Here is a 24,260-nt window from a genome sequence, read left to right on the forward strand (position 1 = left end):
GCCCGGTCACTTGCGGCCGGGCGTCCAGTTCATGCCCCAGCCGTAGGCGCGGTCCATGGTCCGCTGCGGGCTCGATCCGCGTTCCGGCACCAGGTACCGCGCCTCGCGCTGGACGAGGAGGTCGCCGCCGGTGTTGGTGATCAGCGCGAGCGCGCACACCGGGGAGTCGACGGTGCACTCGTCCAGCGAGAACTCGATGGGTGCGCCGTGCTGCGGCTGGAGGGTGACGGTGGCGTGCAGGTCGGCGAAGGAGCGGGCGCCCTCGTAGATGGTGACGAAGACGAGGACGCGCCGGAAGTCCTGCCTGTGGTCGAGGTTGATGGTGAGGTTCTCGCCGGCCGCCACGGCTCCGGTGCGGTCGTCGCCGTCGAGGTGGATGTACGGCGGCCGGTGGAGCGAGCCGAAGGCGTTCCCGAGGGCCTGTACGACCCCCTTGCGGCCGTCGGTGAGTTCGTACAGCGCGCACAGGTCGAGGTCGATGTCGCCACCGCCGCCCCACCGGCCCCAGCCCGTGGACTGTTTGCGCGTCTGCCAGTTGAGGTTCACCCGCATCACCCCCGCGGTGCCGCCCTGCTTGGCCAGCGAGACGGAGGGAGCCGCCTTGGTGAGGGTGACCTTGGAGAGGCGGACGGGCTGGGCCGGGGGCGGCGGGGCGGGGGCCGCGGTGGGGCGCGGCGGGGTGGTGGCCGCGGCCGGCGCGGTGGGCGGCGCGGTGTGCTGCGGTTCGTCCACGGTGATGCCGAAGTCCGTTGCCAGGCCTTCGAGTCCGCTGCTGTAGCCCTGGCCGACGGCACGGAACTTCCAGCCGCCCTGGCGGCGGTAGAACTCGCCGAGCACGAAGGCCGTCTCGACGGTCGCGCCGGGACTGTCGAAGCGGGCGACCACCTGGCCCGAGGCGGCGTCGGTCACCTCGACGTAGAGGTCCGGGACCTGCCCGAAGGTTCCGCCGTCGGCGGAGGCGGCGAGGACGATCCGTTCGACGGCGCCCTCCACGCGCGCGAGGTCGGCCCACAACGTGTCGGTGACCAGTCCGCCGTCCGTCCGCTTGCCCTCGTGGCGTACCGCGCCGGAGGCGTGGGCGGACTGGTTGTAGAAGACGAAGTCCCCGTCGGAGCGCACCTTTCCGGCGACGAGCAGCAGCGCCGACGCGTCGGCGTCCGGGACCCCGGGGCCGGAGCGCCAGCCCACTTCGACGCGCAGCCCCGTGGCGGGCACCGGTGTGTTGGATCCTTTGGGCATTGACATGTCCGCCCCCATCACGTGTCGGCTTCCGGGTCTCGCCCCGCGTCCGTGTCATCCCTACCCGCACAACCTAATCCCGGGCGCCTCGCACGCCCACGAACGGCACAGGAAGATCGCCGGTCAACCGCCGGTAACCCGGGACGAACTCGGCCTTTACGTGATCCAAACGTGGATCGGCGTCCCTTTTTGCCAAGTTCGCTCGTATTGGGGATCCCAGGCTCCTACCGACACGGAAAACAACCCTCTTATCGGTCTCCCCAACCAGCACATCGTGGGCTTAACTTATGTGCCATGACCTCCCCCCGCTCCACTTATGGTGGCGGCTACTACTCCGCCTCCTTCCCGGAGACCCCGATCTACGACTCCCTCGTCGCCGAGCGGGGCACCCCGCAGATCGCCCCGATCCGGGTCCCCGCCGCCTACGACACGGGCGGCAGTCTGCCCGCCCTGCCGTCGGCCCTCCCCGCCCTCCCGGCGGCACCGGCCCAGCAGCAGCCCCCCGCCTACGGCTACCCGCAGCCGCAGCAGCCCGCACCGCTCGCGCAGGCGCCCACGGCGTACATCCCGCAGCAGGCGAGCGCCCCGCGCGGCTACCCCGGTCCGCAGGCCCCGCAGCAGCAGCGGCCGATGGCGCCGGGCAACGGGTACGAGGCCATGCGCCCGGCCGCGCCGCGGCCCGCGCCGGCTCCCTACCAGGACCCGTACAACAACCAGCAGTACCGCGGTTACTGACCGCTCGCGCCCCGGCTGTCCGTGCCGCCTGGCAGGATGGACGGCATGGGACATGCCGAAGTGGAGTCGATCCACGTCCACCCGGTCAAGGCGTTCCGGGGCCTCTCGCCCCGGGAGGCCGTCGTGGAGCCCTGGGGCCTGGCCGGTGACCGACGCTGGGCGCTGATCGACCACGGGGGAAAGGTCGTCACGCAGCGCGAGCAGCCGCGTCTCGCCCTGGCCGCCGCCGAGCCTCTGGCCGGCGGCGGCCTTCGGCTGTCCGCGCCCGGTCGGCCGCCGTTGACGGTCGAGGTGCCGGAGCCGGCGACGACCGTGCCGACGAACGTGTTCGGCACGAAGGTGGAGGGGGTCCCGGCCGGCCCGGCGGCGCACGCCTGGTGCAGCGCCTATCTGGGGTTCGAGGTCCGCCTGGTCCACATGGACGACCCGGCCACCCGCCGCCCGGTCGACCCCGAGTACGCCCTGCCCGGCGAGATGGTGAGCTTCGCCGACGGTTACCCCCTGCTGGTCACCACGGTGGCCTCGCTGGACGCCCTGAACTCCCTGATAGCGCGGGGGCCGAACGCCCCCGAGGGCCCGCTGCCCATGAACCGCTTCCGGCCGAACGTCGTCGTCGCGGGCACCGAGCCGTGGGCCGAGGACCACTGGACGCGGATCGCCGTCGGCGAAGTCGTCTTCCGGGCCCCGAAGCCGAGCGGACGGTGCGTGGTGACCACCACCGACCAGGCCACGGCCGCACGCGGCCGGGAACCGCTGCGCACCCTGGCGCGCCACCGCAGGATCGACGGCAAGCTGCTGTTCGGTCAGAACCTGGTCCCCCTCTCCCCCGGCACGATCAGGGTCGGCGACCCGGTGCGGGTGCTGGAGTAGGGACCGGCCCGCGCACAGCGGTCGGTGATGATCGGCCGGACCGGGAACCAGGGGGCGGGTGCCGGTCGTTGAGCAGGCGTGAGAAATTCGTGAAGGTCCGCCTGCGTCAGGTGCCGCGGCGGACGTGCGGCGCTCTCACCCGGTCCGGGCCCGGGGCGAGCGCGGATGCCGGGGATCATGGCGGACCGGGAGGGGGTGGGGACATGCGAGCACTCAGTGGGCTGTGGCGCTGGCGGCGCAATCCGCTGTGCCGCGCGACCGATCTGGCCGAGGCGTGGGTGGCCCTGGTGGCGCTGCTGCTCATCGCCGTGGCCGCACCCGTGACCGGCTGCCTGGTCGGTGCCGCCGCCCAGGACTCGCTCCAGCGGTCCGCACGACAGCAGCAGCACACACGCCATCTGGTCGAGGCCACCGTGGTGCGGGGCATGGGCGGGGTCCTGCCGGAGACCGACCCCGACGCCACTTCCGCGCGCGAGACCGGCAGCCGTGTCCTCGCGAACTGGACCGCGCCGGACGGCACCCCGCAGCACGGCCCGGTCCTGGCGGACCTCAAGTCCCCGCACCAGGGGGACCACTTCCGGCTGTGGACCGATCCGCACGGCCGAATAACGACGCGCCCGCTGGACTCCGCCACGGCGACGACACACGCCGTGCTCGCGGGAACCGGCGCGGCCCTGCTGGCCGCGGCCCTGGTCGAGGGCGGCCGGCGCCTGACCGTCTGGCGCCTGGTCCGTCGGCGGTACGCGCGTTGGGACCAGGCATGGGACCGGGCGGGTCCGGACTGGGGCAAGGCGGGCACCGGGAGCTGACGGCCTTCCGGCTCTGGTCATCCCGGCATGCACGCACGCGCTACGGTGGACCGGCCGAAGCGCATTCGGCGACAACCCGCGGGTGCGTGAACCCCGGGGCGCACAGGTCTCCAGGGGCGCGGACGCGCTGACGCCCCGGGAGCCGAGCACGGTCGCGGTCCGAGCACCGGCGGCAGCGCCCCGGCGGGCAGCGAGCCATCAGTACGACGAGGTGGGGGCACAGCAACGCCATGGCACAGGGCACGGTCCAGGTGACGCACACCGGTACTTCGCGGTGGCGGCGCCGCACGGGTGAGTACGCTTCGCTCGCCGCCGCCCTGGAGGCCGCCGCCGACGGCGACGTCCTCACCATCGCCCCCGGCACCTACCGGGAGAACCTCGTCGTCCAGCGGGCGGTGACACTCCGTGGGCCCGAGGGCTCATCCGGCTCGGTGCGGATCGCGCCGGTGGACGGCGTTCCGCTCACCGTGCGGGCCTCGGCCGTCGTGCAGGACCTGCACATCGAGGGGCAGGACGCGGCGGTGCCCGCGCTGCTGGTCGAGGAGGGCACGCCCGAGCTGATGGACGTGCGGATCGTCACGCGGTCCGCCGCCGGCATCGAGGTGCGCGGCGGCGCCCGCCCGACCGTGCGCCGGTGCACCGTCGACAACCCGGCCGGCATCGGCATCGCCGTACTCGACGGCGGGGGCGGGGTGTTCGAGGAGTGCGAGGTCGTCGCGGCCGGGCAGGCGGGCGTGGCGGTGCGCGGCGGGGCCCATCCCCGGCTGGAGCGCTGCCGGGTGCACCACGCCTCCGGTACCGGGCTGACCGCGACCGGCGAGAACTCCTCGCTGGAAGCGGTGGGATGCGAGATCTACGAGGTGCGCGGCTCCGGGGTGCAGGTCACCCAGCGGGCCACCGCGCACCTGACGGACTGCGAGGTGCACCGCACCACCGCCGACGGCATCACCCTGGACACCGACGCGGTGCTCACGCTCGCCGACTGCCACCTCCACGACATCCCGGAGAACGCGGTCGACCTGCGCTCCCGCTCGGTGCTCACGCTGACCCGGACGACGGTCCGTCGGTTCGGGCGCAACGGCCTGTCGGTGTGGGACCCGGGGACCCGGGTGGACGCCAACCAGTGCGAGATCTTCGACAGCACCGGCGACTACCCGGCGGTGTGGGTGAGCGACGGTGCCACCGCCGTACTGGAATCCTGCCGGGTGCACGACGTGCCGGACGCGCTGTTCGTACTGGACCGCGGGTCCCGCGCGGACGTCGTCGACAGCGATCTGTCGCAAGTGCGCAACACGGCCGTGTCGGTGAGCGACGGGGCGACCGCGCAGCTGGACGACTGCCGGATCAGGGAGGCGGCCACCGGTGCCTGGTTCCGCGACCACGGCAGCGGCGGCACGCTCAACAACTGCAGCGTGGACGGCACCCAGACCGGTGTGATCGTCACCAAGGGCGCCGACCCGACCATCGAGCGGTGCACGGTCGACTCCCCCTCGGAGGCCGGCTTCTACGTCTCCGCGGGCGGCCGGGGCAGCTTCCTGAACTGCCGGGTCACCGGCAGCGGCGGCTACGGCTTCCATGTGATCGACGGCTGCCGTACGACGCTGCGCAAGTGCCGTACGGAGCGGTGCGCGCGCGGCGGGTACGAGTTCGCCGACGGCGGCCCGGACGCGGGGCCCGGGACCGGACCGGTCGTGGAGGACTGCACCAGCGACGAGAGCGGGAGTGTCCGGGCGCCCGCGGCCCGGGAGACGGCCGTGGAGACGGCGACGCAGCCCACCGGCCTGCTCGGCGCGCTCCCCGGGCAGCGGGCGGCGGAGCAGGCTCCGCCCGTCTTCGTGGCGGAGCCGGTGAAGCCGCAGCGCGACTCGAAGGACGTGCTCGGGGAACTCGACGCGCTGGTCGGCCTGGAGAGCGTCAAGCGCGAGGTGCGGGCGCTGATCGACATGATCGAGGTGGGCCGGCGCCGGCAGCGGGCGGGGCTGAAGGCGGCCTCCGTCAAGCGGCACCTGGTCTTCACCGGCTCTCCCGGCACCGGCAAGACCACGGTCGCCCGGCTCTACGGCGAGATCCTCGCCTCGCTGGACGTGCTGGAGAAGGGCCACCTGGTGGAGGTGTCCCGGGTCGACCTGGTCGGCGAGCACATCGGTTCCACGGCGATCCGCACCCAGGAGGCCTTCGAGCGGGCGCGCGGTGGTGTGCTGTTCATCGACGAGGCGTACGCGCTGTCCCCGGAGGACGCCGGGCGGGACTTCGGCAAGGAGGCCATCGACACGCTGGTCAAGCTGATGGAGGACCACCGGGACGCGGTGGTGGTGATCGTCGCCGGGTACACCGCGGAGATGGAGCGCTTCCTGTCCGTCAACCCGGGCGTGGCCTCCCGCTTCTCCCGCACCATCACCTTCGGCGACTACGGTCCCGAGGAGCTGCTGCGGATCGTGGAGCAGCAGGCCGACGAGCACGAGTACCGGCTGGCGCCGGGTGCGTCCGAGGCGCTGCTGAAGTACTTCACGGCGCTCCCGAAGGGCCCGGCGTTCGGCAACGGCCGCACCGCCCGGCAGACCTTCGAGGCGATGGTGGAGCGCCACGCGAGCCGCGTCGCCCAGGTACCCGACCCGACCACCGACGACCTGACCCTGCTCTTCGCGGAGGACCTGCCGGACCTGCCCTGAGCCGTCACGCGGGCGGGTGGGGGCAGGCCCGCCGGCCACTCACGCCGAGGGTCCGGCGGCCTCGGCCCGAGGCTCCGGATCCGGCTCCGGGCGCTGGCCCGGCAGCTCCGGGTGCAGGCGGGTCAGCAGGCGGGCCCGTTCGCGGGTGAAGGCGGGGTCCGTCTGGTAGTCGGAGTGGCCGAGGATCGGGGCCGGCAGCGGGTGGTCCGGGGTGCGGCCGTAGGCGAGGGGGTCCCGCAGGGGCTCGTGGTCCACGTCGGGGGAGGTGTCGTCGGGGACGCGGACGGGGCCGCCGATGGGGTCGGTGCGCCGGTAGAGGTTGCGCCAGCAGTCGATGTCGTGGTGCAGGGCGGCCAGGGCCGGCGGGCCGAAATGGGCCGGGAACCAGCGGCCGTACAGGCGCTCCAGCGGGGAGCCGTAGGTGAGCAGGGCGACCCGCCCGCGTACGGACGGCGGTAACTGCCAGGCCGCCGCGGCGGCGAGGACGCTGCCCTGGGAGTGGCCGGACAGCACCAGCCGGCCTCCGGTGCGCCGGACCCAGGTGGCCATCCGCCAGGTCAGGTCCGGCACCGCGCGCTCGGCGTAGCAGGGCGGTGCGAAGGGGTGGGCGGCGCGCGGCCAGAAGGTGCCGACGTCCCAGAGGATGCCGATGGTGCGCCGGGCCGAGGCGTCCTTGTAGGCCCGCCTGCCCCAGGTCACGAACAGCAGGAAGCCGAGGCCGACCAGCCAGGAGCCCAGCGCCTGCGAGGTCTCGGCCACGGCCTGCACGAGGTGGTGGGTACGGTGGGCCGCCCCGTCGGGCGTCTTCCTCGTGGCCAGCGCCCCGGCCAGCGCCACGGAGCCCAGGACCAGGGTGGTGGCGGTGAGTACGGCGACGACGAGCGGCGCCCGGTCGGTGAGGGTGGCCATGGCCCGCGTATGGGCGATGGCACGGGTACGGGCCGGGTCCTCGGGCTCACCGGGGTGTTCGCGGCGGACCCGGTCGCGTTCGGTCCGGGCGAGCCGGGCGGTGTGCAGGGCGAGCCCGGCGACCAGGAGCAGCAGGACCGCGAGGAGCGGCGGGATGACGGACGCCTGCCAGGTCAGCAGGACGGGCGGGCCGGTGAGCAGGGCACGGGTGCCGTCCAGCCAGTCGGCGACGCGCTGGGCGACCCCGCCGGAGATCACGCCGCCCAGCGCGCAGGCGAGCAGGGCGACGGCGGGACCGCCGAGGCCGCGCATGCCGGCGCGTGGGTCGGGGCGGCGCCGGTGCAGGTACCCGGCCACGGTGGCGAGGGCGACGACGAGCAGGCCCTGGGCCAGCATGAGGGCGCCGAAGGAGGGGTCGCCGGGCAGCCGGCCGGTGGACTGCCAGCCGGGCCGGGACCAGCCGGCGTACACCAGCCCGAGCAGCAGCAGGGTGAGCGCGGCGAGGGGCAGGCGGCGTACGAGGTGCCGGTCGAGCCGCTGGTCGAGCCGCCACTCGCTGCGGCCCCGGCGGCAGACCACCACGACCACCGCCGCCCCGCAGAGGAGCAGGGCCGCCGCCAGCCCCAGGCCGAGGACGTCCAGGACCGCGGGGCCGCCGGGCCGGTGGTCGAAGCGGGCCGCCGGGGTGGTGACGGCGGCGGCCACGGTGAGCAGGCCGGCCGCGGTGTGGGCCGCGCGCAGCCGGGCGACCAGGCGGCGCCCGTACCAGAATCCGGGCCGGGCCAGCGCACTGCCGTGGGCGGCGGGCTCGGCGTCATCACCGCCCGGCTCCGCTCCGCCGCCAGCCGGCTCCCGTCCACCCCTGTCCGGCTCCGACCCACCGCAGGCCAAGGCCGGTCCAGCGCTACCCGACTCCGCTCCACCACTCCCCGGCGCCTGCTCGTCGTCGGTCGGCGCCTGCTCGTCACCGGTCGGCACCGGGGTGGAGGACAGGGGACGGTGGGACTCGTAGGCGCGCCAGGTGCGGTGGGAGAGGTACCACAGCAGGCCGGTCAGCGTGACCGGCAGTGTCGCCGCGAGGGCCAGTCGGCGGCCGGGGGCGCTCCACCAGCCGCCGGCGGCGGGTGACAGGAAGTCCAGCCAGGAGTGGCGGCGGACGCAGGCCTGGACGCCCGCGCACTGCCAGGCGACCAGGTCGAGCGCCACCTCGCAGGCGGCGGCCACCAGCAGCACGGTCAGGGTGAGGGCGGACAGACGCACCAGGAGGCCGTAGAGCCGGACCACGCGCGGCCGGTCGGGTGCGGCGGGGCGCATCCAGTGCGCGAGGTTCACCACCATGAACGGCAGCAGCAACAGCCACAGGGCCCGGCTGCCGTCGCCGGAGGTCAGGTTGCACCAGACGTACGCCTCCCGGACCGGTCCGCTCCGGCGCTCCCGCCCGCGCTCTCCCCCCGCCTCTCCGGCACCGCTCCCGTCCGGGGCGTCCTCGGTGTCCTCGGCGCGCCGGAAGACGGCGGCCGTGTCGTCGCCGGTGACCCGGACCGTGCGCGGATCGCCGAGCATCTTCTCCGGCGTGGTCCCGCCGACCCCGTGCACCAGCAGTTCCAGCTCGGTCTCCGGTGACTCCCCGGTCCGGTCCACGTACGGCCCGGCGGGACGCCGCTCCCGCTGCCCCGCCGAGCGTTCCCGCTCGCGTTCCACTGTTCTCGCACTTCCCCCGTGCCGCCTGACGCCTGTGTCGTGCGCGCTCCAGGATCTCCGGTCCGGCGGTCGCGTACACCCCTCGTCACGGAATCTCCCCGAACCGTGTGGCGGCGTACGGGTCACGACGCGGTGGCGCAACCGGTGCCGACCCGTGAAAGGATGGGACGCCCGCGCACTGCCGGACAGAGGGAACTTCCTGGTCGGAGCCGGTGCGCCGGGCGTGTCGGACGGATGGCGGCGAAAGGACCGGAGCGTACGTGAGCGAGAATCAGAACCTCCTCGCGGAGCAGCGCCGCGCCCTGATCGTGGACGAGGTCCGGCGCCGGGGCGGGGTACGGGTCAACGAACTGACCCGCAAGCTCGGTGTCTCGGACATGACCGTGCGCCGCGATCTGGACGCGCTCGCCCGCCAGGGTGTGCTGGAGAAGGTGCACGGCGGCGCGGTGCCGGTGGTCGAGGCGAGCACGCACGAGCCGGGGTTCGAGGCGAAGTCGGGGCTGGAGCTGACCGCCAAGGAGGACATCGCGCGCGCCGCGGCCCGGCTGGTCAGCCCAGGGGCGGCGATCGCGCTGTCCGGCGGTACGACGACGTACGCGCTCGCGCAGCAGCTGCTGGAGGTGCCCGACCTGACCGTGGTGACGAACTCTGTGCGGGTCGCGGACGTCTTCCACTCGGCGCAGCGCACCTCGGGGCAGCGGCAGGGGGCGGCGACGGTGGTGCTGACCGGCGGGGTGCGCACCCCGTCGGACTCGCTGGTGGGGCCGGTGGCCGACCAGGCGATCGCCGCGCTCCACTTCGATCTGCTCTTCCTCGGGGTGCACGGCATATCGCTGGAGGCCGGCCTGTCCACGCCGAACCTCGCGGAGGCCGAGACCAACCGGCGGCTGGTGCATTCCGCGCGCCGGGTCGTGGTGGTCGCCGACCACACCAAGTGGGGTGTGGTGGGCCTGAGTTCGTTCGCCGCGCTGGAGCAGGTGGACACGCTGGTGACCGACGCCGGCCTGCCCGCCGAGGCGCGCGCGGAGATCTCCGAGCACCTGCGGGTGCTGGTGGCGGGCGAGCCCGGGGACGAGGACGGCACAGACATCTGAGAGTCCGTCAGCTAAGGTGACGATGCCCGGTTGACGATGTCTGTTCACCCGCCCGCGGGAGTGTCACGAGGGGGTTTCGTCCATGGCTCGCCGTCTGCGCCCGGTGGATCCCGGCTTCATCGGGACCGCCCCCGTACGCCTGGTCTTCGCACGGAACATCTCCGCCTCGCCCGAGCGGGTCTTCCGCGCGCTCGCCGAGGACGTGCCCGGCTGGGCCGAGTGGTTCGCGGCGGTGACGCTCGCCCGGGCCACCGACGGCGGTTCCGGGCGGGAGATCCGGCTCCGGGGCGGGACGCGGTTCACGGAGACGGTGCTCCTCGCGAAGGCACCCGAGGTGTACGCCTACCGCATCGACAGCGCCAACGCGCCCGGGGCCCGTGCCCTGGCCGAGGAGTGGCGCCTCACACCTCGGGGCACCGGCACGCGTGTGCAGTGGACCTTGGCCGCCGATGGAACGGCGCCGTTCCGGTTCTTCCTCACGCTGGCCCGGGCGGGCCTGGGGCGCGCCTTCCGCGACGCGGTGACGTCCCTGGACGGGTACGTGTCCCGGCGGTGATCAGTCGCCGTGGGCGTGGTGCGCCTCGGACACGACCGCTGCCATCAGTTCCGCGTCCAGCGCCGAGACGTCGGCCAGGCGGGAGGCGGCGGACAGCGAGTTGAGCAGGGTCTTGGTGACGCGCAGTGCCGCCGGGGGGCGGCGGACGATGGGCTTGGCCCAGGCGTCGACGGCCGCGTCCAGTTCGTGAGCCGGCACGACCTTCTGCAGGATGGACAGGGAGTGGGCTTCCGCCGCGGTGAACGCCCGGCCGGTGAGCACGAGTTCGCGGACGCGGGCGGCGCCGACCTCGTTGATGAGGCGGGGCAGCAGCCCGCCCCAGGCGGTGGGGAGTCCGAGGGCGAGTTCGGGCAGCCGGAAGGTCGCGTCCTCGGAGCCGACCCGCAGGTCGCAGGCGAGTGCCAGGGCCATGCCCGCCCCGATGGCCTTGCCGTGGACGCGGGCGATGGTGACGGCCGGGTTCCCGGTGAGGGCGTCGCAGACGCGGCGCGCCTTGGTCCCCGACACGCGGATGCCGCTGCCGGTGGGGTCGGCGGCGACGTGCCGGGCGAACTCGCCGCGGTCCCCGCCGAGGCTGAAGTCGTCGCCGCTCCCGGTGAGGACGAGTACGCGGACCGCCGGGTCCTGGTCCTGGAGAACGGCCAGGAGGTCGTCCAGCAGGGCGTCGGTGACGGTGTTGCCGTGCTCGGGGGTGGTCAGCTCGATGGTGAGGACCGGGCCCTCCCGGTGGGTCCGCAGGGTCTGCCGTACGGAGCCGGGCGGGAGGGCCGTGAGGGGGAGGGCGGTCATGTCGTCGCTTTCGGGGGAGTCGTGTCGTCGGTGTCGGGCAGGTCGTCTCGTCAGGTGCGCAAAGGCCGCCTCCAGCAGGTCACGCCGTCACCGTGAGGGAGGTGACGCGTCGGAAGACCATCCGGCTCGCGTACGTCGGGCCCGCGGTCGGCCGCAGGGTGGGGAATCGTTCCAGCAGCTCGCCGAGCAGTAGGCGGGCCTCCAGTCGGGCCAGGGCCATGCCGAGGCAGTAGTGGGCCCCGCCGCCGAAGGTGAGGTGGGCGCCCTTGCGGCGGATGTCGAACACGTGCGGGTTGTCGTTGCGGCGCGGGTCGTGGTTGGCGGCGCCGTAGAGGACGTGGACGGCGGTGTCCTTGGCGACGGGGACGCCGGCGAGGACGGTGTCGTCGGCGGCGTACCGGGTGTTGAGGTGGATGGGCGGGTCGTAGCGGAGCACCTCGTCGATCGCGTCGTCGAGGTGCTCGGGGTGCCGGCGCAGCCAGTCGGCCCGGTCAGGGTCCCGGGTGAGGAACCACACGGCGTTGGTCAGCAGCGTGGCGGTGGTCTCCAGGGACGCGATGGTGATGAACATCGTCAGGTCGTAGAGCGTCTGGTCCGCCGCCGCGCGGTCCTCGGGGTACTGGGCGTCCCAGTAGCGGATCCAGCCGGAGAGGACATCGTTGCCAAGGTGGTGGCGCCGGTGGGCGATCAGGCGGGTGAAGAAGTCCCTCATCTCCAGGGTGGCCTGGGCGGAGACGGCCAGTTCGCTCTTGGTGGGCAGGAGTTCCTGGGCGTGGACCTGGCGGTGGGTGAAGTCCAGGATCCGCGGGTAGTCCTCGGCCGGGATGGCGAGCCACTGGCCGACGGTGTGGATCGGGAGCCGGTCGCCGACCGTGTCGACGAAGTCGGCCTCGCCGTGGGTGCGCAGCTGTGCGGCGAGGCGGTCCAGGAGGCGGGTGACGTGGCCGGCGATCCGGGGCCGCATGGTCTCCAGGGTGCCGCGGTCGAAGAGGTTGCCCAGAGCGCGCCGCTGGAAGGTGTGCACGGGCGGGTTGAGGCGGGAGAGGGTCCGTGTCATCTCCCGCGTCGCCGGCTCCCGCCAGCGCGTCGGGTCGGGCCGGCGCTCCTGCCAGTCGAAGTCGGGGACGAGCCAGTTCCTGCCGCGCAGGACCTGGCTGCACGCCTCGAATCCGGTCACGAAGTACCCGCCCCAGGGCGCGGGCACCACATCGCCCAGGGCGCGCAGTTCTTCCCAGACGGGGCGGGGGTCGGCCAAACCCTCGCCGGACCTCAGGCGGCGAAGGAGGGGGATGACGACTCGGCGGTCGGGGGTGGTACCGCGTATGACGCCAACGGCGGTCACGCAAAGCTCCTCTGTGCTGGGCGCTACCGTTACCGCCGGAACCTACCCTTCCCCTCTCCTTCGTCATGCGCCTGACAGTGTTGCTCCTGTCACATGCCGTACATCACACGCGGAAAATGTCCAGGAAACTGCTCCAGAATCCCTTCTTCCTGGTCGGCTCCTGTCGGCCGACGGAGGCGGCGGAGGCCGGAACCGAGGGCAGCGGCTGCTCCGCCGCGGCGGGGCCGGTGCGGTTCTGGAGGGCGGAGACCATACGGGTGGCCGGGGTCGGGCTGAAGGTCACGGGCAGCGCGACCAGGGCCCGGTGGAACGGCCCCGGGCGCCATGTCAGCTCCTTCTCGGGAACGGCCAGCGTGAGGTCGGGCAGGGCGTTGAGGATCTTCTCGATCGCGGTGACGGCGATGACCTGCGCCGGGTCCTTGGCCGGGCACGCGTGCGGACCGGCTCCCCAGGCCAGGTGGGCGCCCTTGCTGTGCTTCCGGCGGGCCTCGGCAAGCGCCGGATCGCTGTTGGCCGCGGCGAAGCTGATGACGACCGGGGTGTTGGCCTCGGCCACCACTCCCCCGAGGTCCACGTCCTGCACCGGGAAGTGGGTGGCGTAGTTGGCGATGGGCGTCTCGTTCCACAGCACGTCGTCGATCGCCTCCTCGACCAGCAGCCCGGAGTCGCGCCCGCTGGTGTCGGGCGACAGCAGCAGGAGCAGCGCGTTGCCGATGAGGTTGCGCTCGGGTTCCACGCCGGCGCCCATCAGCATGACGAGCTGGTCCTTGAGTTCCTCGTCGGTGAGCCCGGCGGGGTGCTGGATCAGCCAGGAGGTGACGTCGTCGCCGGGCCGGCGGCGCTTGAGGGCGATCAGCTCCATGAGGCAGGCGGTGAGTTCCTCGTTGGCACGCAGGGCGTCCTTGCCGTCGAAGATCGCCGACATGGCGCTGGTGAGGGTGTCACCGATGTCCGCCGGGCAGCCGAAGAGCTTGTTGAACAGCAGCAGCGGCAGCAGCTTGGCGTAGTCGTTGAGGAGGTCGGCCCGGCCTCGCTCGCTGAACTGGTCGATGAGGTAGTCGGCGATGGGCTCGACGTCACGGCGGATGCGGGTGACGTTGAGCCGGGCCAGGCTGTCCGTGACGGCCTTGCGCAGCCGCAGGTGCACGGCGCCGTCGGTGAACAGGCAGTTGGGCCGGTACGCCATCATCGGCAGCACCGGGCTGTCCAACCCGATAGCCCCTTCGTTGAGGGCCTTCCACCGGCGGGCGTCCCGGGCGAAGAGCGTGGAGTTCTGCAACACGCGTAGCGCCATCTCGTGGCCGACGACCAGGGTCGCGTCGACGCCGGGGGCGAGTTCGACCGGTCCGGCCGGACCGTGGGCGCGCAGCCGGTCGTAGACCTGGTGCGGGTCGGCGGCGAACGCGGCGTCGTGCATGGGGCATCTTGCGCCGGCGGGGGCGGGGGCTGACTGGCGGTCCATGAAGTTCCTTCTGCTGGCTCCGGGCCGAGGCTCCGGGCGGATGGTTCCGGGCCGGGGCCGGGGCCGGGGGGCGGCCCGGGCCCGGCGCCGGGGGATGGTGCCGGGCCGGGGTCCCGGCAGAGGGTCCGGGCCCGGGGCCCGGGGCCCGGGCGGAGGTCCGGGCCGGGGGTCGGGGGGATGGGCGGATCAGACGACTGCGGACGGGCGGGTCAGGCGGCTCGGGCGAGCAGGTGACGCACGAGCGCGATCAGCGCGTGGGCGGAGGACTGCCGGTCACGGGCGTCGCAGTAGACGACGGGGGTGTCCGGGAGCAGGTCGAGGGCCTCGCGCACCTCCGCCTCCTCGTACACCGTGCCCGCCTTGAAGCTGTTGACCGCGATGGCGTACTCCAGGCCGTACCGCTCGACGAGGTCGATGACGGGGAACGTCTCCTCCAGCCGGGCGGGGTCGACCAGGAGCAGCGCCCCCAGCGCGCCGCGGGCCATGTCCTCCCACAGCTGCATGAAGCGCTGCTGTCCGGGGGTGCCGAACAGGTACAGCACGAGGTCGTCGCTGAGCGTGAGCCGGCCGAAGTCCAGCGCCACGGTGGTGGTGGTCTTGTCGGTCACGCCCCTGAGGTCGTCCACGTGGAGCGACGCCTGCGTCATCTTCTCCTCGGTGCGCAGCGGGGTGATCTCCGACAGGGAGCCGATGAAGGTCGTCTTGCCCACGGCGAAATGCCCGACGACCAGGATCTTGGCAGCGTTGGTCACCGCGCTGGAGACATAGATGGAGCCGGGGGCCGTCTCAGCCGATGAGAGATTGGAGTCCATTCAGAACCTTTTCCAGGGTCGCTCTGTCAACGTTCTGAGCCCGGGGCGGCTCGGCTCGGCGCAGGAGGTGTCCCTGCTCGAATAAATCGGTCAGCAGCAACCGGGCCACTCCCACCGGCAGTCCCAGGTGTCCGGCCACTTCGGCGACCGACAGGTAGCCGCCCGCGCACAGCTTCCAGATCGCCATCACCTCGGGACCGGCTCCCAGCGGGGGTGTCCGGTCGGGAGCCAGGATGACCAGGGTGTGCAGCGCCAGGTCGTCCGAGTCCGGCAGCGTCCGGCCGCCGGTGATGACGTAGGAACGGACGAAGTCGCTGGTGACGGCGGCTTCCTCGCCGGGATTCGTCATGCGCCGGCACCGTTGTCGGAGCGGGGGGCCACACTCATCGCCTTGCTCAGCGCCGTGACCGTCTTCTGCATGCGGAAGGACATGGCCTCCATGTCGACGTCCAGCGCGGCGGAGACGGCGAGGTAGGAGCCCTGGCCGGCGGCGATCAGGAAGATCCAGCCGCCGTCGTACTCCAGCAGCGTCTGCTTCCAGATCCCGTGTCCCGCTCCCACGAACCCCGCGACGGCCCGGCTCAGCGACTGCATGGAGCTCATCGCGGCGGCGTTCGTCTCGGCGTCGTCCCGCCCGATGTCGTCCGAGCGCTGCAACAGCAGGCCGTCGCCCGAGACGAGGATCGCGTGCCGGGCTCCGCGTACCTCAAGCACGTCGTTGAGCACCCAGGACAGGTCGATGTTCACTTGGTGTCAGGTCCTTCCGTGGTGTTCGTGGTGCGCCCAAGCTGTGTTCCGCGCGCGAACGCCCCGAGCCGTGACGCCGTCACCTCGCTGGCAGGCTCGGGCGTGCCCTCCTGACCGGCGGTTTCGTCGAGTGCCGGGACCACCGTGACGGGGCCGCTCCGTCGTCGGCGTTTGGGCAGACCTCCCGAAGTCGTCCCCACCACGTGGGTGGGGCCCACCACCGGGACCGGCGCGAGCCGCTGGGGGGCCGCCTCCGGGGCCGTGGTGTCCTGGGCGTCGGCCGCGGGGGCGGGCACGTCGGCCGCGAGGAGACTTTCGGGCACACGAATCACTGCACGCACTCCGCCGTAGGGGGACACGGAACCGACGGAGACGGCGAAGCCGTAGCGGGCGGCGAGCATGCCGCACACGGCGAAGCCGAACCGCGGCGGATCGCCGAGACCGGTGATGTCGACCGGGCCGTCGACCGACAGCAGGGCCGCCGCCCGGTCCTTGGTCTCCTGGTCCATGCCGAGTCCGGCGTCGTCGACGATGAACACCACACCGGTCGGCACGGCCTGGATGTTGACCTCGACCGGGGTTCCGGGCGCGCTGTAGTTCGTCGCGTTGTCCAGCAGCTCGGCCAGCACGACGGCCACCGGCTCGACCGCCTTGCCGACGAGGGAGACGTTCACCTGCGAGTGGACGCTGACCCGGCTGAAGTCCCTGATCCGGCCCTGGGCGCTGCGCGCGACGTCGTAGACCGTGGCGACACTCTCCCGCCGGCCCAGCCAGCCGCCGCACAGCACGGAGATGCCCTTGGCACGGCGGCCGAACTGGCTGCCGGTGTGGTCGACCGTCATCAGGTCGGCCAGGATCTCGGTGGTGTCGCCGTACTTCTTCAACAGGCTGTCGAGGAGTACCTGCTGCTCCTCGGCGAGCGACTGGAGCGTTCCCATCGCGGACTTGAGCACCGCTTTGGTCCCCGCCTCCGCGTCCGCCCGGACGTCCGCGAGGGCGTGCTGGTGCTGGGTGGTCAGCGTGGCGATGTGCGCGTGGAGCTCTCCGACATCGCCGCGGGCCTCACCGAGTCCTGCCTCCAGATCCTTCTTCGTTCTTCGGAGAGCCATATTGGTTCTCCGGGCCCGCATCACTGCGACGACCGCAGCGATGAGCACCACCAGCAAGATCCACAACAGTGGATCCCGAGTCAATGACGTCATGAGACTCTCTTCAAGTCGCATCGCGCCGGGAACGTGAACAGCGCGACGGTGCCTTCGAGACTGTCCCCCAGACGCGTTTATGACACGCCGTCAGTCCGCTGAAAAGTGGGATGATCTTATCAGCCGCTTAGGCGCAACCGGCTTGCCGAGGGCCTTAATTGAGACGTCACCAAACCCACACAACCCCGCAACCCGCCTGTCGTGCGCGACCTGCCCGCGGAGGGGGGCGACTCAGTCCGGCCACACGCCCGCGGCCAGGAACGTGGCGACCGCGGCAGCGTACGGCGCGATGTCCAGACCCTGCTCCGCGAGCCACGCGTCCGAGTAGTACTTGTCCAGGTACCGGTCGCCAGGGTCGCACAGCAGCGTGACGACGCTGCCCGTACGCCCCTCGGCCACCATCTCGGCGACGATCTTCAGCGCGCTCCACAGGCCGGTGCCCGTGGAGCCGCCCGCCTTCCGGCCGATGGCCGCCTCCAGGGCCCGCACGGCGGCGACGCTGGCCGCGTCCGGGACCTTCATCATCCGGTCGATCGCGCCGGGCACGAAGCTCGGCTCCATGCGCGGCCGTCCGATGCCCTCGATCCGGGAACCGCAGTCGCAGGTGACGTCCGGGTCGGCGGCCGTCCAGCCCTCGAAGAAGCAGGAGTTGTCCGGGTCGGCGACGCAGACGCGGGTGTCGTACTGCATGTAGTGGACGTAGCGGGCGAGGGTCGCCGAGGTGCCGCCGGTGCCCGCCGTGGCGACGATCCAGGCCGGCTCCGGGAACCGCTCCAGTTGCAACTGCCGGAAGATCGACTCGGCGATGTTGTTGTTGCCGCGCCAGTCCGTCGCGCGTTCGGCGTAGGTGAACTGGTCCATGTAGTGGCCGCGGGTCTCCACCGCGAGGCGGGCGGACTCCTCGTACATCTTCCGGGAGTCGTCCACGAAGTGGCACCGTCCGCCGTGGAACTCGATCAGGCGGATCTTCTCCGCGCTCGTCGTGCGCGGCATGACCGCGATGAAGGGCACGCCGATCAACTTCGCGAAGTAGGCCTCGGATACCGCCGTCGAGCCGCTGGACGCCTCGATCACCGGACGGTCCGGGCGGATCCAGCCGTTGCAGAGGCCGTAGAGGAACAGGGAACGGGCGAGCCGGTGCTTGAGGCTGCCGGTGGGATGGGTGGATTCGTCCTTGAGGTAGAGGTCGATACCCCATTGCTCGGGCAGCGGGAAGCGCAGCAGGTGCGTGTCCGCCGATCGGTTCGCGTCGGCCTGAACCTTGCGGACGGCCTCTTTCAGCCAGTCACGGTAGGCGGGATCAGTGCGGTCGACGTCGAGGGTGGCGCCGGTGCTGATCTGGGGAGTGGTGCTCACGGCGGGGCTCCTTCCGCTGCTCGCCGACGGCGCCTCACGCGGGCCGGCAGACCGAGCATAGGCACCTTTCACACCGTGTCCCACCTGCATAAACGCATCTTTGAGCCACCCAAAGACGCGCTGGGGCACGGATGTGCGAGCCGATGGGGGGCGCATGGGCGCGAGTGCTCCGGGCGGCTGTCTCGCGCGCCCCGGGCGTACTGGTGCTCCAGGCCGAGCCGGGGCAGACTGCACGCGACGGGACGACCGTCCCGAACGGGGGCGCACCAGGGAACCACGGGAACACCGCGAGGGGGCGGCCAGATATGGCGGAACCGGAGTTCACGGCCACAGGCGTGCGCATCGGCAAACGCCTGCGTTCGCTCACCCGGGCCGGACAGGTCCGGATCAGCGACGGCAGGCTGCAGTTGCTCACCAGCTACGGCAGCGAGATAGACAGCGCGCCGGTGCAGGCGGTCCGCGCGTCCAAGCCGTGGTTCGTACCGGACGACCGAGCGCTCGCCGACGTCAACGGCACGCGGTATCTGCTGACGATGGGCGCGCACGACCCCGCGCCGGGCCGGCCGGGGCCGCCCGCGGCACGGCGGTTCGTCGAGGCGGTCCGCCGGGCGGCGGGGCGCGGCGGCTGAGGGGCGCGTGGCCGCACTCGGCCGGGGGCGGTCAGCCGCACGCGCCGAGCGGGGATCGGTCGCCCACACGGGAGGGCGCCAGGCCACACAGGCCGAACAGTGGCTGGTAGCACAGCGGGAGGGCGGCCGGTCGCACAGGCCGAACAGTGGCCGGTCGCACACGCCGGGCAGCGGTCGGTCGCGGCGAGTTGCGGGAGCGCATCCGCTGCGCCACGCTGGTCTCACGTCACTCTGGGTTTACCGGCGATAACGCTGCGAACCAGCCCGCCGGCCACGACAGCAGGCGGACGTTTGGACGCAAGCACCCTGCTGGATCCGTTGTTCTCCGTGTTCTTCCGGTTCCTCCGGACCTCACATCGGGGAGTCGCAGCCGTGATCAGTCACCCAAGCAGGCACTGCACGGTGGAGCTCCAAGCCCTGCCGTCGCGGATCGGCCAGGTCCGCAGAATCGTATCTGCGCAGTTGCGCTACTGGCATATGGACCCGTTGATAGACCGGGCCGCGCTCGGTGTGACGGAGTTGCTGAGCAACGTCCACCGGCACGCCCGGCCCGACAAGTCGTGCACCGTCGAGCTGGAGCTGCTGCCGGACCGGCTCACGGTCTCGGTGCGCGACCACGATCCGCGTCTTCCGGTGCCGGCCGACGCCAAGGAGACGACGACCGCCACCCCGCTGGCCACCTGTGGGCGGGGCCTGGCCATGGTGGCCGCGGTCAGCGAGAGCTGGGGCGCCCGCCCGGACGGCGAGAACGGCAAGGTCGTCTGGTTCACCCTCCCGGCTCCGGCAACGGCCCGCAGCCATCCGTCGGGGTCGCCGCGGGGGGCGGTACGGAGCACGCCGGCACCGGCTGCGACGAGGGCGGCCGTCCCCACGAGGGCGGCTGTCCCGGCCGGGGCGGTTCTCCCGGCGGGGTCGACCGGTTCGGGGCCGTGCGTGGCCCCGGCAGCCCCTGTGCCGGTGAGTGCCGCGCCCCTCACCAGTCCCGCACCCCCACCCCTCCGACGTGCCGCACCCGCCGGAAGCACGGCGCCCGTCGCCGCCACGGCGCCGGTCGGAGCGCCCGCCCCGGCCACGGGGTCCGCCCCCACCTCGGCCGGGACAGCGGCACCCGCCCGGTCAGCCGTCCCTTCCTGACCCGCGAAGCCTCCCGGCCGGCCACTGGCGCGCCCAGCCCACGGGTGGCCTCCCGGACGACCACGCCTGTGACCAACCAGAGCCCATGGGTGGCCTCCCGGACGACCACGCCTGTGACCAACCAGAGCCCATGGGTGGCCTCCCGGACGACCACGCCTCCGGCCGGGGGCACCGGACCCGTCACGAGTCCGCCGCCCCTCCTCCCCGGAACACCGCGGCAGCGCGGGCCGCCCCCTGGGGGCGGCCCGCCTCGGTGCGGCCCGTCCTTCCGCTGCCTCTGCGTCGACCACACGGCCGCCGCCCGCGCCGCGGTCGTCGCCGTCAGGCCGCACCGCCCTTTCCGGTGCGGCCGAACTGCTCCTCCAGGACGGACAGACGGCGCCAGTACTCGTCCTCGTCGATCTCGCCGGAGGCGAAGCGGCGGCCGAGGACCGCGAGCGGCGAGTCACCCGCCGGGCGTCCCGCGTCCACCGGCCGCCAGGGGCCGCGACCGCGCCGGGCGGTGCGGCGCAGCACGGTGACGGCGCCGGTCACGACGGCCGCCCAGATCAGCGGGACGAACAGGCTCCATGGGCCGGGTCCGCCGCCGTCCCAGTGCGCCAGGGTCTGCATCTCAGGTCTCTCCCTCGTCGGTTCGGGTCTTCGGGTGGTGTCCCGAGGCTCCCTCCGGCACGGGGTCCGGGTCGTCGTGCGGTCGGCGGCAGTGCGCGTACCTCGTGGGGAGTACGACCCTGACGCCGGGCTGCTTCCGGAGTGAGTGGATGGCGGACTGTAACTACTAGTATGTACAGTGAGCGCATGAGCACCTCGGAACGACTCATCGAGTCCACCCGCGAGCTGCTGTGGGAGCGCGGGTACGTGGGCACCAGCCCCAAGGCGATCCTGGAGCGCGCCGGGGCCGGTCAGGGCAGCATGTACCACCACTTCAAGGGCAAGCCGGACCTCGCCCTGGCGGCCATCCGGCGCACCGCCGACGAACTGCGGGCCACCGCCGAGGCCGTGCTCGGCGGACCGGGCACGCCGTACGAGCGCATCGAGGCGTATCTGCTGCGCGAGCGTGACGTGCTGCGGGGCTGTCCGGTCGGTCGGCTGACCATGGACCCGGACGTGATCGCGAGCGAGGAACTGCGCGCGCCGGTCGACGGGACGATCGCCGCCATCCGCGAGCGGATCGCCGGGATCGTCGAAGAGGGCAAGCGGCAGGGGCAGTTCGCGCCCGGTCTGGACGGCAAGGAGATCGCCGCGGCCGTCCTCGCGACCGTGCAGGGCGGCTACGTCCTCGCCCGCGCGTCCGGATCGCCGGCCGCCTTCGACGCGGGCGTACGCGGTCTGCTCTCCCTGCTGGCACCTCCGGTTCCTCGACAGGAGAACTGAGTCACGTGCACATCACCAGACGGCGTCCCGAGACCCGGCGCGCACACGGCCTGGCACCGGCATCCGCACGGACAGGCGCTGCACGTGCTGGAGGGCGAGGGGCTGGTGCCGCCGCGGACGGCACGGCGACCGAGTGGCACGCGCACGTGACCGACCATCCCGCCCGAGCAGTGGCCGACTCCCCCGCCCGAGAAGGGAATCGCGATATGCACGCCATGCAGTACGAGTTCACCCTGGCTGCATGGACACCCTTGCATAGAGCCTATCAGGGGCGCTGATCTGCGGGAACGATAAAGCCCCGCTCACCCCCGACGGGGGGCGGAGATGAGCGGGGCAGTGCCATCCCTACCCGCCACGGATGCGGGCTACGGAACGGCAACCTCGTCCCGGCTGAGGGGGTCAGGGCGGGACGAGGAGCTTGGGGCCCTCGCCCTCCGGCTTGTGATGAGCAGTGGAGGACGAGGGACTTGGGCCGCACCCCGGGACCGGCAGGCAGGAAAGCCCCGGAGTGGGCCTAGTGGACGCTGACGGGGGTGCAGTGGGCCGACCGCACCGGCACTTACACCCCCGTCGCGCCCTCCGCGAGCCAGGCGCACGGGCGCCCAGTACGCGGGTCTATGGGGTGTGCGCAGGCTTGCTGCGCCAGTAGTGGATCTCTCCCGCCTCACCGTCGCGCAGGACTCTGCCGGCGTGGTCGATGCCGTCGCTATGCGCCTCCAGCTCACAGCGCACGACTCCGTTCTCCAGCGCGTCCATGGCGCCGCACTGCGGGCCGACGTACGGTTCCGGGAGGGCCGCGGGATCCGGCGTCAGGCTGAACCGTTGGATCGTGACGACGCGGAAGCGGTTTTCCCCGGAGCGCAGTCCCAGTTGCCGGGCCACCTCAACCGGGTCGTCGTCCTCGTCCAGCCGGATGGAGCGGAGGCGGCCAGCGGTTTCGAGGTACGTCACGGTGGGGAGGTAGGCCAGTCCTTCGGCCGACTGGATCGGCGGGTACGGGTTCGGCTCTGTCATCTTCAGCACCCGCTCTTCTGGTGTCGACTGAGCTTTACGCGCAGGTCTGACGCCTTCGACGGGTCGTAGTCCGATCCGCCCGGCCTGTCGAGCCGCTCGATATCCCGTGCCATTGCGTCGCACGTCCTACAGCCGGTCTTCGGCTGCGGCGGCTGATACGCAAGCAGGTCTCTGAGTGTGACTCCGTGCTGAAACGTCTGTGACGCCATCCCTGCATCTCCCGTTCGTCGACCGCCCGACAACACAGATCGTCGGTCGTCACGCGAGACGTTTTAACGGACAACCCGCGGACACTCAGGCCGTCCGCGCGCTATCGTCCTAAGTGGCCTAAACGTCCCCGGGGGAAGCCTTGAATACGGACCTACAGCGCGCTATGGACGAGGCGAAGATTTCGCGCAGCCGCCTCGCCCGTACAGTCGGAGTGACAGCTAAGACCGTGGAGCGGTGGGTAGCGGACCCCTACCGGGTGCCGCACCCCAGTACACGGGATGACGTCGCAAAGGCGTTGGGAGTGAGTGCAGACGTGCTGTGGCCAAAGGCGATCCGTAGTGCTGTGAAGACGGGACCTGATCGAGAGATCGTCTCCGCCTACCCGTACCGCAACGCCTGTTCTACGTCAGTGTGGGCGCGGCTCATCGATGGCGCGTCAACCTCTATCACCTTCGCTGGGTACACCAACTACTTCATCTGGCAGGAGCATCCCCGTCTAGCAGAGCGCCTGTCTGCCAAGGCTGCCGCAGGATGCCGCGTACGGTTCCTCGTCGGCGACCCGGAGTCAGAGGTAACCCGACGTCGTGAGGAGATCGAAGGTGTTCCGCTAACCGTGAGCACACGGATTCGCATCACACTGGACGCGTTGAACAAGATCGACTCAAGCGGCGTCGAAGCCAGGTTCTCCGACGGTCACATTGCCTTGTCCGTCTTCACCTTCGATGACGAGATGCTCGTGACGCCGCACCTGTCGAGTCTGCTCGGGCACGAGTCGCCCATGCTCCACTTGCGCCGACTGGGCGATGACGGCCTCTACGACCGGTTCGCGAGCCATGTTGCAGCGCTGTGGGAGGAAGGACGACCCATCCCAACCGCCTAGAGCCAACCCGCGATGCGCATGCGCAGCCGCCACGCTCTGCCGTGCGCGGGCGTGCAGTACCTCCGCAGGCGGCCGACTCCCGGCGTCTGCTCGACGTCGGCTCCACAGTGAAGGCACTGCGTCGGCTGCTGCTTCGCGGTCTTCGTCGCGTCCATCGTTGCTCCTCCTGAAGTCATGGGAGCGCCCCGTCAGCCATGGCGGCCGCCGGGGCGCGGGGTGAGAGTGTGTGGGCCGCCTCGTCCCATGGCGGGAGAGGCGGCGTGGTGTGCGTGTCAGATGACCCAGCGTCCATTGTTGAGGTCGGTGGCTACCTGCCCGTCGTACATCTCAATGCGCTTGTCGACCATGCCCTTCAGCTCTTGGCCGTCGAGGACGGTCGTCGACTCCACATTGATCGTGATGGGTCGGCCGGCTCCGCGGGCAGCCCTGATGTCGTCCCACTGCGTCGACGTGAAAACAGGTTCCGGGGAGCCCGTGCCGTTGGCGACGAGGGAGAGGCCCGGCGGGAGGTAGCCGCCGTCGTCGTACCAGTGCGGGAAGCGAGACAGCCACTTCCCGTAGGCCGCGGACGGGGACCCGTAGTCGGGGCGGCTCTTGATGTAGACCATGCCCCATCGGATCTGTGTCGCGGGGTTCGTCAGCCAGTCAGGGCCGGCGGACTGCATCTTCGATCCGGGAAGTGCCTGCGGGATGCCGTACGCACCGGAGGATGGGTTCTTGGCGTTCC

Annotated in this window: 21 protein-coding genes and 3 pseudogenes; 11 read left to right on the plus strand and 13 right to left on the minus strand. The window is 72.1% G+C overall.

From position 1 onward, the window contains the following. Positions 1-6: 6 nt before the first annotated feature. A complete protein-coding gene (locus IE273_RS31330) occupies positions 7-1,239 on the minus strand; it encodes a TerD family protein (RefSeq protein ID WP_189818647.1) in 1,233 nt (410 codons plus the stop codon). Positions 1,240-1,533: 294 nt separating this feature from the next. Here IE273_RS31330 and IE273_RS31335 point away from each other — a divergent pair, with 294 nt between their 5' ends. The 4 genes from IE273_RS31335 to IE273_RS31350 all read left to right on the plus strand — a co-directional run bounded on the left by IE273_RS31335 (position 1,534) and on the right by IE273_RS31350 (position 6,322). Then, positions 1,534-1,974, plus strand: coding sequence for a DUF6643 family protein (locus IE273_RS31335; RefSeq protein WP_189818541.1), 441 nt, complete (start codon positions 1,534-1,536; stop codon positions 1,972-1,974). Positions 1,975-2,019: 45 nt separating this feature from the next. Continuing rightward, positions 2,020-2,844, plus strand: coding sequence for an MOSC domain-containing protein (locus IE273_RS31340; protein WP_189818542.1), 825 nt, complete (start codon positions 2,020-2,022; stop codon positions 2,842-2,844). Positions 2,845-3,047: 203 nt separating this feature from the next. Beyond that, positions 3,048-3,653, plus strand: a complete 606-nt coding sequence (locus IE273_RS31345) for an Rv1733c family protein (RefSeq protein WP_189818543.1) — start codon at positions 3,048-3,050, stop codon at positions 3,651-3,653. A 230-nt stretch (positions 3,654-3,883) separates the two neighbouring features. Further along, positions 3,884-6,322, plus strand: a complete 2,439-nt coding sequence (locus IE273_RS31350; protein ID WP_189818544.1) for a right-handed parallel beta-helix repeat-containing protein — start codon at positions 3,884-3,886, stop codon at positions 6,320-6,322. Positions 6,323-6,361: 39 nt separating this feature from the next. Here IE273_RS31350 and IE273_RS31355 read toward each other — a convergent pair whose 3' ends face one another. Continuing rightward, positions 6,362-8,932 (minus strand): hypothetical protein, encoded by a 2,571-nt coding sequence (locus IE273_RS31355; protein ID WP_189818545.1) that lies wholly within the window; start codon positions 8,930-8,932, stop codon positions 6,362-6,364. 260 nt (positions 8,933-9,192) lie between these two features. Between IE273_RS31355 and IE273_RS31360 the strand changes: the two genes are divergently transcribed. Further along, positions 9,193-10,026: a DeoR/GlpR family DNA-binding transcription regulator gene (locus IE273_RS31360; RefSeq protein ID WP_059264469.1), complete on the plus strand. Its 834-nt coding sequence runs from the start codon at positions 9,193-9,195 to the stop codon at positions 10,024-10,026. Positions 10,027-10,108: 82 nt separating this feature from the next. Continuing rightward, complete coding sequence (locus tag IE273_RS31365; RefSeq protein WP_189818546.1) at positions 10,109-10,582, plus strand: SRPBCC family protein; 474 nt, start codon at positions 10,109-10,111, stop codon at positions 10,580-10,582. On the opposite strand, the gene IE273_RS31370 is transcribed toward IE273_RS31365, so the two are convergent. The 8 genes from IE273_RS31370 to IE273_RS31405 form a co-directional block, all read right to left on the minus strand. Further along, positions 10,583-11,371, minus strand: coding sequence for an enoyl-CoA hydratase/isomerase family protein (locus IE273_RS31370; protein WP_189818547.1), 789 nt, complete (start codon positions 11,369-11,371; stop codon positions 10,583-10,585). Positions 11,372-11,450: 79 nt separating this feature from the next. Continuing rightward, complete coding sequence (locus IE273_RS31375) at positions 11,451-12,713, minus strand: cytochrome P450 (protein WP_189818548.1); 1,263 nt, start codon at positions 12,711-12,713, stop codon at positions 11,451-11,453. 103 nt (positions 12,714-12,816) lie between these two features. Beyond that, entirely contained in the window at positions 12,817-14,130 is a 1,314-nt protein-coding gene (locus tag IE273_RS31380) for a cytochrome P450 family protein (protein ID WP_189818549.1), read from the minus strand. 254 nt (positions 14,131-14,384) lie between these two features. Beyond that, positions 14,385-14,987 carry a GTP-binding protein gene (locus IE273_RS31385; RefSeq protein WP_189818550.1) on the minus strand — a complete coding sequence of 201 codons (603 nt, stop codon included), beginning with the start codon at positions 14,985-14,987 and terminating at the stop codon, positions 14,385-14,387. After that, a complete protein-coding gene (locus tag IE273_RS31390; protein WP_189818551.1) occupies positions 14,962-15,336 on the minus strand; it encodes a DUF742 domain-containing protein in 375 nt (124 codons plus the stop codon). The genes IE273_RS31385 and IE273_RS31390 overlap by 26 nt, the downstream gene beginning before the upstream one ends. Then, on the minus strand, positions 15,333-15,734 hold the full coding sequence (locus IE273_RS31395) for a roadblock/LC7 domain-containing protein (protein ID WP_189818552.1): 402 nt from the start codon (positions 15,732-15,734) through the stop codon (positions 15,333-15,335). Before IE273_RS31395 ends, IE273_RS31390 begins: the two co-directional genes overlap by 4 nt. After that, positions 15,731-16,936: an ATP-binding protein gene (locus IE273_RS31400; protein ID WP_189818553.1), complete on the minus strand. Its 1,206-nt coding sequence runs from the start codon at positions 16,934-16,936 to the stop codon at positions 15,731-15,733. Before IE273_RS31400 ends, IE273_RS31395 begins: the two co-directional genes overlap by 4 nt. A 231-nt stretch (positions 16,937-17,167) precedes the next feature. Continuing rightward, positions 17,168-18,292 carry a PLP-dependent cysteine synthase family protein gene (locus tag IE273_RS31405; protein ID WP_189818554.1) on the minus strand — a complete coding sequence of 375 codons (1,125 nt, stop codon included), beginning with the start codon at positions 18,290-18,292 and terminating at the stop codon, positions 17,168-17,170. A 305-nt stretch (positions 18,293-18,597) separates the two neighbouring features. Here IE273_RS31405 and IE273_RS31410 point away from each other — a divergent pair, with 305 nt between their 5' ends. Beyond that, on the plus strand, positions 18,598-18,921 hold the full coding sequence (locus tag IE273_RS31410) for a hypothetical protein (RefSeq protein WP_014671112.1): 324 nt from the start codon (positions 18,598-18,600) through the stop codon (positions 18,919-18,921). Positions 18,922-19,293: 372 nt separating this feature from the next. Then, positions 19,294-19,708, plus strand: a pseudogene (locus tag IE273_RS43930) (ATP-binding protein); the annotation flags it as partial. Between the two features lie 668 nt (positions 19,709-20,376). Here the strand turns inward: IE273_RS43930 and IE273_RS31420 are convergent. Beyond that, on the minus strand, positions 20,377-20,667 hold the full coding sequence (locus tag IE273_RS31420) for an SHOCT domain-containing protein (protein WP_189818556.1): 291 nt from the start codon (positions 20,665-20,667) through the stop codon (positions 20,377-20,379). A 186-nt stretch (positions 20,668-20,853) separates the two neighbouring features. Here IE273_RS31420 and IE273_RS31425 point away from each other — a divergent pair, with 186 nt between their 5' ends. Beyond that, the gene (locus IE273_RS31425) at positions 20,854-21,429 is read left to right on the plus strand and encodes a TetR/AcrR family transcriptional regulator (RefSeq protein WP_229887739.1); all 576 of its coding nucleotides are present in this window, start codon (positions 20,854-20,856) and stop codon (positions 21,427-21,429) included. A 33-nt stretch (positions 21,430-21,462) separates the two neighbouring features. Beyond that, positions 21,463-21,537, plus strand: a pseudogene (locus IE273_RS43935) ((R)-mandelonitrile lyase); the annotation flags it as partial. 507 nt (positions 21,538-22,044) lie between these two features. Here the strand turns inward: IE273_RS43935 and IE273_RS31430 are convergent. Beyond that, positions 22,045-22,443: a hypothetical protein gene (locus tag IE273_RS31430; RefSeq protein ID WP_189818558.1), complete on the minus strand. Its 399-nt coding sequence runs from the start codon at positions 22,441-22,443 to the stop codon at positions 22,045-22,047. A gap of 373 nt (positions 22,444-22,816) precedes the next feature. Here IE273_RS31430 and IE273_RS31435 point away from each other — a divergent pair, with 373 nt between their 5' ends. After that, a complete protein-coding gene (locus IE273_RS31435) occupies positions 22,817-23,533 on the plus strand; it encodes a hypothetical protein (RefSeq protein ID WP_189818559.1) in 717 nt (238 codons plus the stop codon). A gap of 272 nt (positions 23,534-23,805) precedes the next feature. Here the strand turns inward: IE273_RS31435 and IE273_RS43940 are convergent. Then, positions 23,806-24,252: pseudogene (locus IE273_RS43940) on the minus strand (aggregation-promoting factor C-terminal-like domain-containing protein); the annotation flags it as partial. Between the last annotated feature and the right edge of the window lie 8 nt (positions 24,253-24,260).

The organism is Streptomyces olivaceoviridis (assembly GCF_014650115.1).
GTDB lineage: Bacteria > Actinomycetota > Actinomycetes > Streptomycetales > Streptomycetaceae > Streptomyces > Streptomyces olivaceoviridis.

Excerpts from the sequence above, each read along its gene's own strand:
- IE273_RS31330 (WP_189818647.1), bottom strand. The coding sequence starts at position 1,239 with ATGCCCAAAGGATCCAACACACCGGTGCCCGCCACGGGGCTGCGCGTC.
- IE273_RS31335 (WP_189818541.1), top strand. The coding sequence starts at position 1,534 with ATGACCTCCCCCCGCTCCACTTATGGTGGCGGCTACTACTCCGCCTCC.
- IE273_RS31340 (WP_189818542.1), top strand. The coding sequence starts at position 2,020 with ATGGGACATGCCGAAGTGGAGTCGATCCACGTCCACCCGGTCAAGGCG.
- IE273_RS31345 (WP_189818543.1), top strand. The coding sequence starts at position 3,048 with ATGCGAGCACTCAGTGGGCTGTGGCGCTGGCGGCGCAATCCGCTGTGC.
- IE273_RS31350 (WP_189818544.1), top strand. The coding sequence starts at position 3,884 with ATGGCACAGGGCACGGTCCAGGTGACGCACACCGGTACTTCGCGGTGG.
- IE273_RS31365 (WP_189818546.1), top strand. The coding sequence starts at position 10,109 with ATGGCTCGCCGTCTGCGCCCGGTGGATCCCGGCTTCATCGGGACCGCC.
- IE273_RS31370 (WP_189818547.1), bottom strand. The coding sequence starts at position 11,371 with ATGACCGCCCTCCCCCTCACGGCCCTCCCGCCCGGCTCCGTACGGCAG.
- IE273_RS31380 (WP_189818549.1), bottom strand. The coding sequence starts at position 14,130 with ATGCACGACGCCGCGTTCGCCGCCGACCCGCACCAGGTCTACGACCGG.
- IE273_RS31385 (WP_189818550.1), bottom strand. The coding sequence starts at position 14,987 with ATGGACTCCAATCTCTCATCGGCTGAGACGGCCCCCGGCTCCATCTAT.
- IE273_RS31390 (WP_189818551.1), bottom strand. The coding sequence starts at position 15,336 with ATGACGAATCCCGGCGAGGAAGCCGCCGTCACCAGCGACTTCGTCCGT.
- IE273_RS31400 (WP_189818553.1), bottom strand. The coding sequence starts at position 16,936 with ATGACGTCATTGACTCGGGATCCACTGTTGTGGATCTTGCTGGTGGTG.
- IE273_RS31410 (WP_014671112.1), top strand. The coding sequence starts at position 18,598 with ATGGCGGAACCGGAGTTCACGGCCACAGGCGTGCGCATCGGCAAACGC.
- IE273_RS31420 (WP_189818556.1), bottom strand. The coding sequence starts at position 20,667 with ATGCAGACCCTGGCGCACTGGGACGGCGGCGGACCCGGCCCATGGAGC.
- IE273_RS31425 (WP_229887739.1), top strand. The coding sequence starts at position 20,854 with ATGAGCACCTCGGAACGACTCATCGAGTCCACCCGCGAGCTGCTGTGG.
- IE273_RS31430 (WP_189818558.1), bottom strand. The coding sequence starts at position 22,443 with ATGACAGAGCCGAACCCGTACCCGCCGATCCAGTCGGCCGAAGGACTG.
- IE273_RS31435 (WP_189818559.1), top strand. The coding sequence starts at position 22,817 with ATGGACGAGGCGAAGATTTCGCGCAGCCGCCTCGCCCGTACAGTCGGA.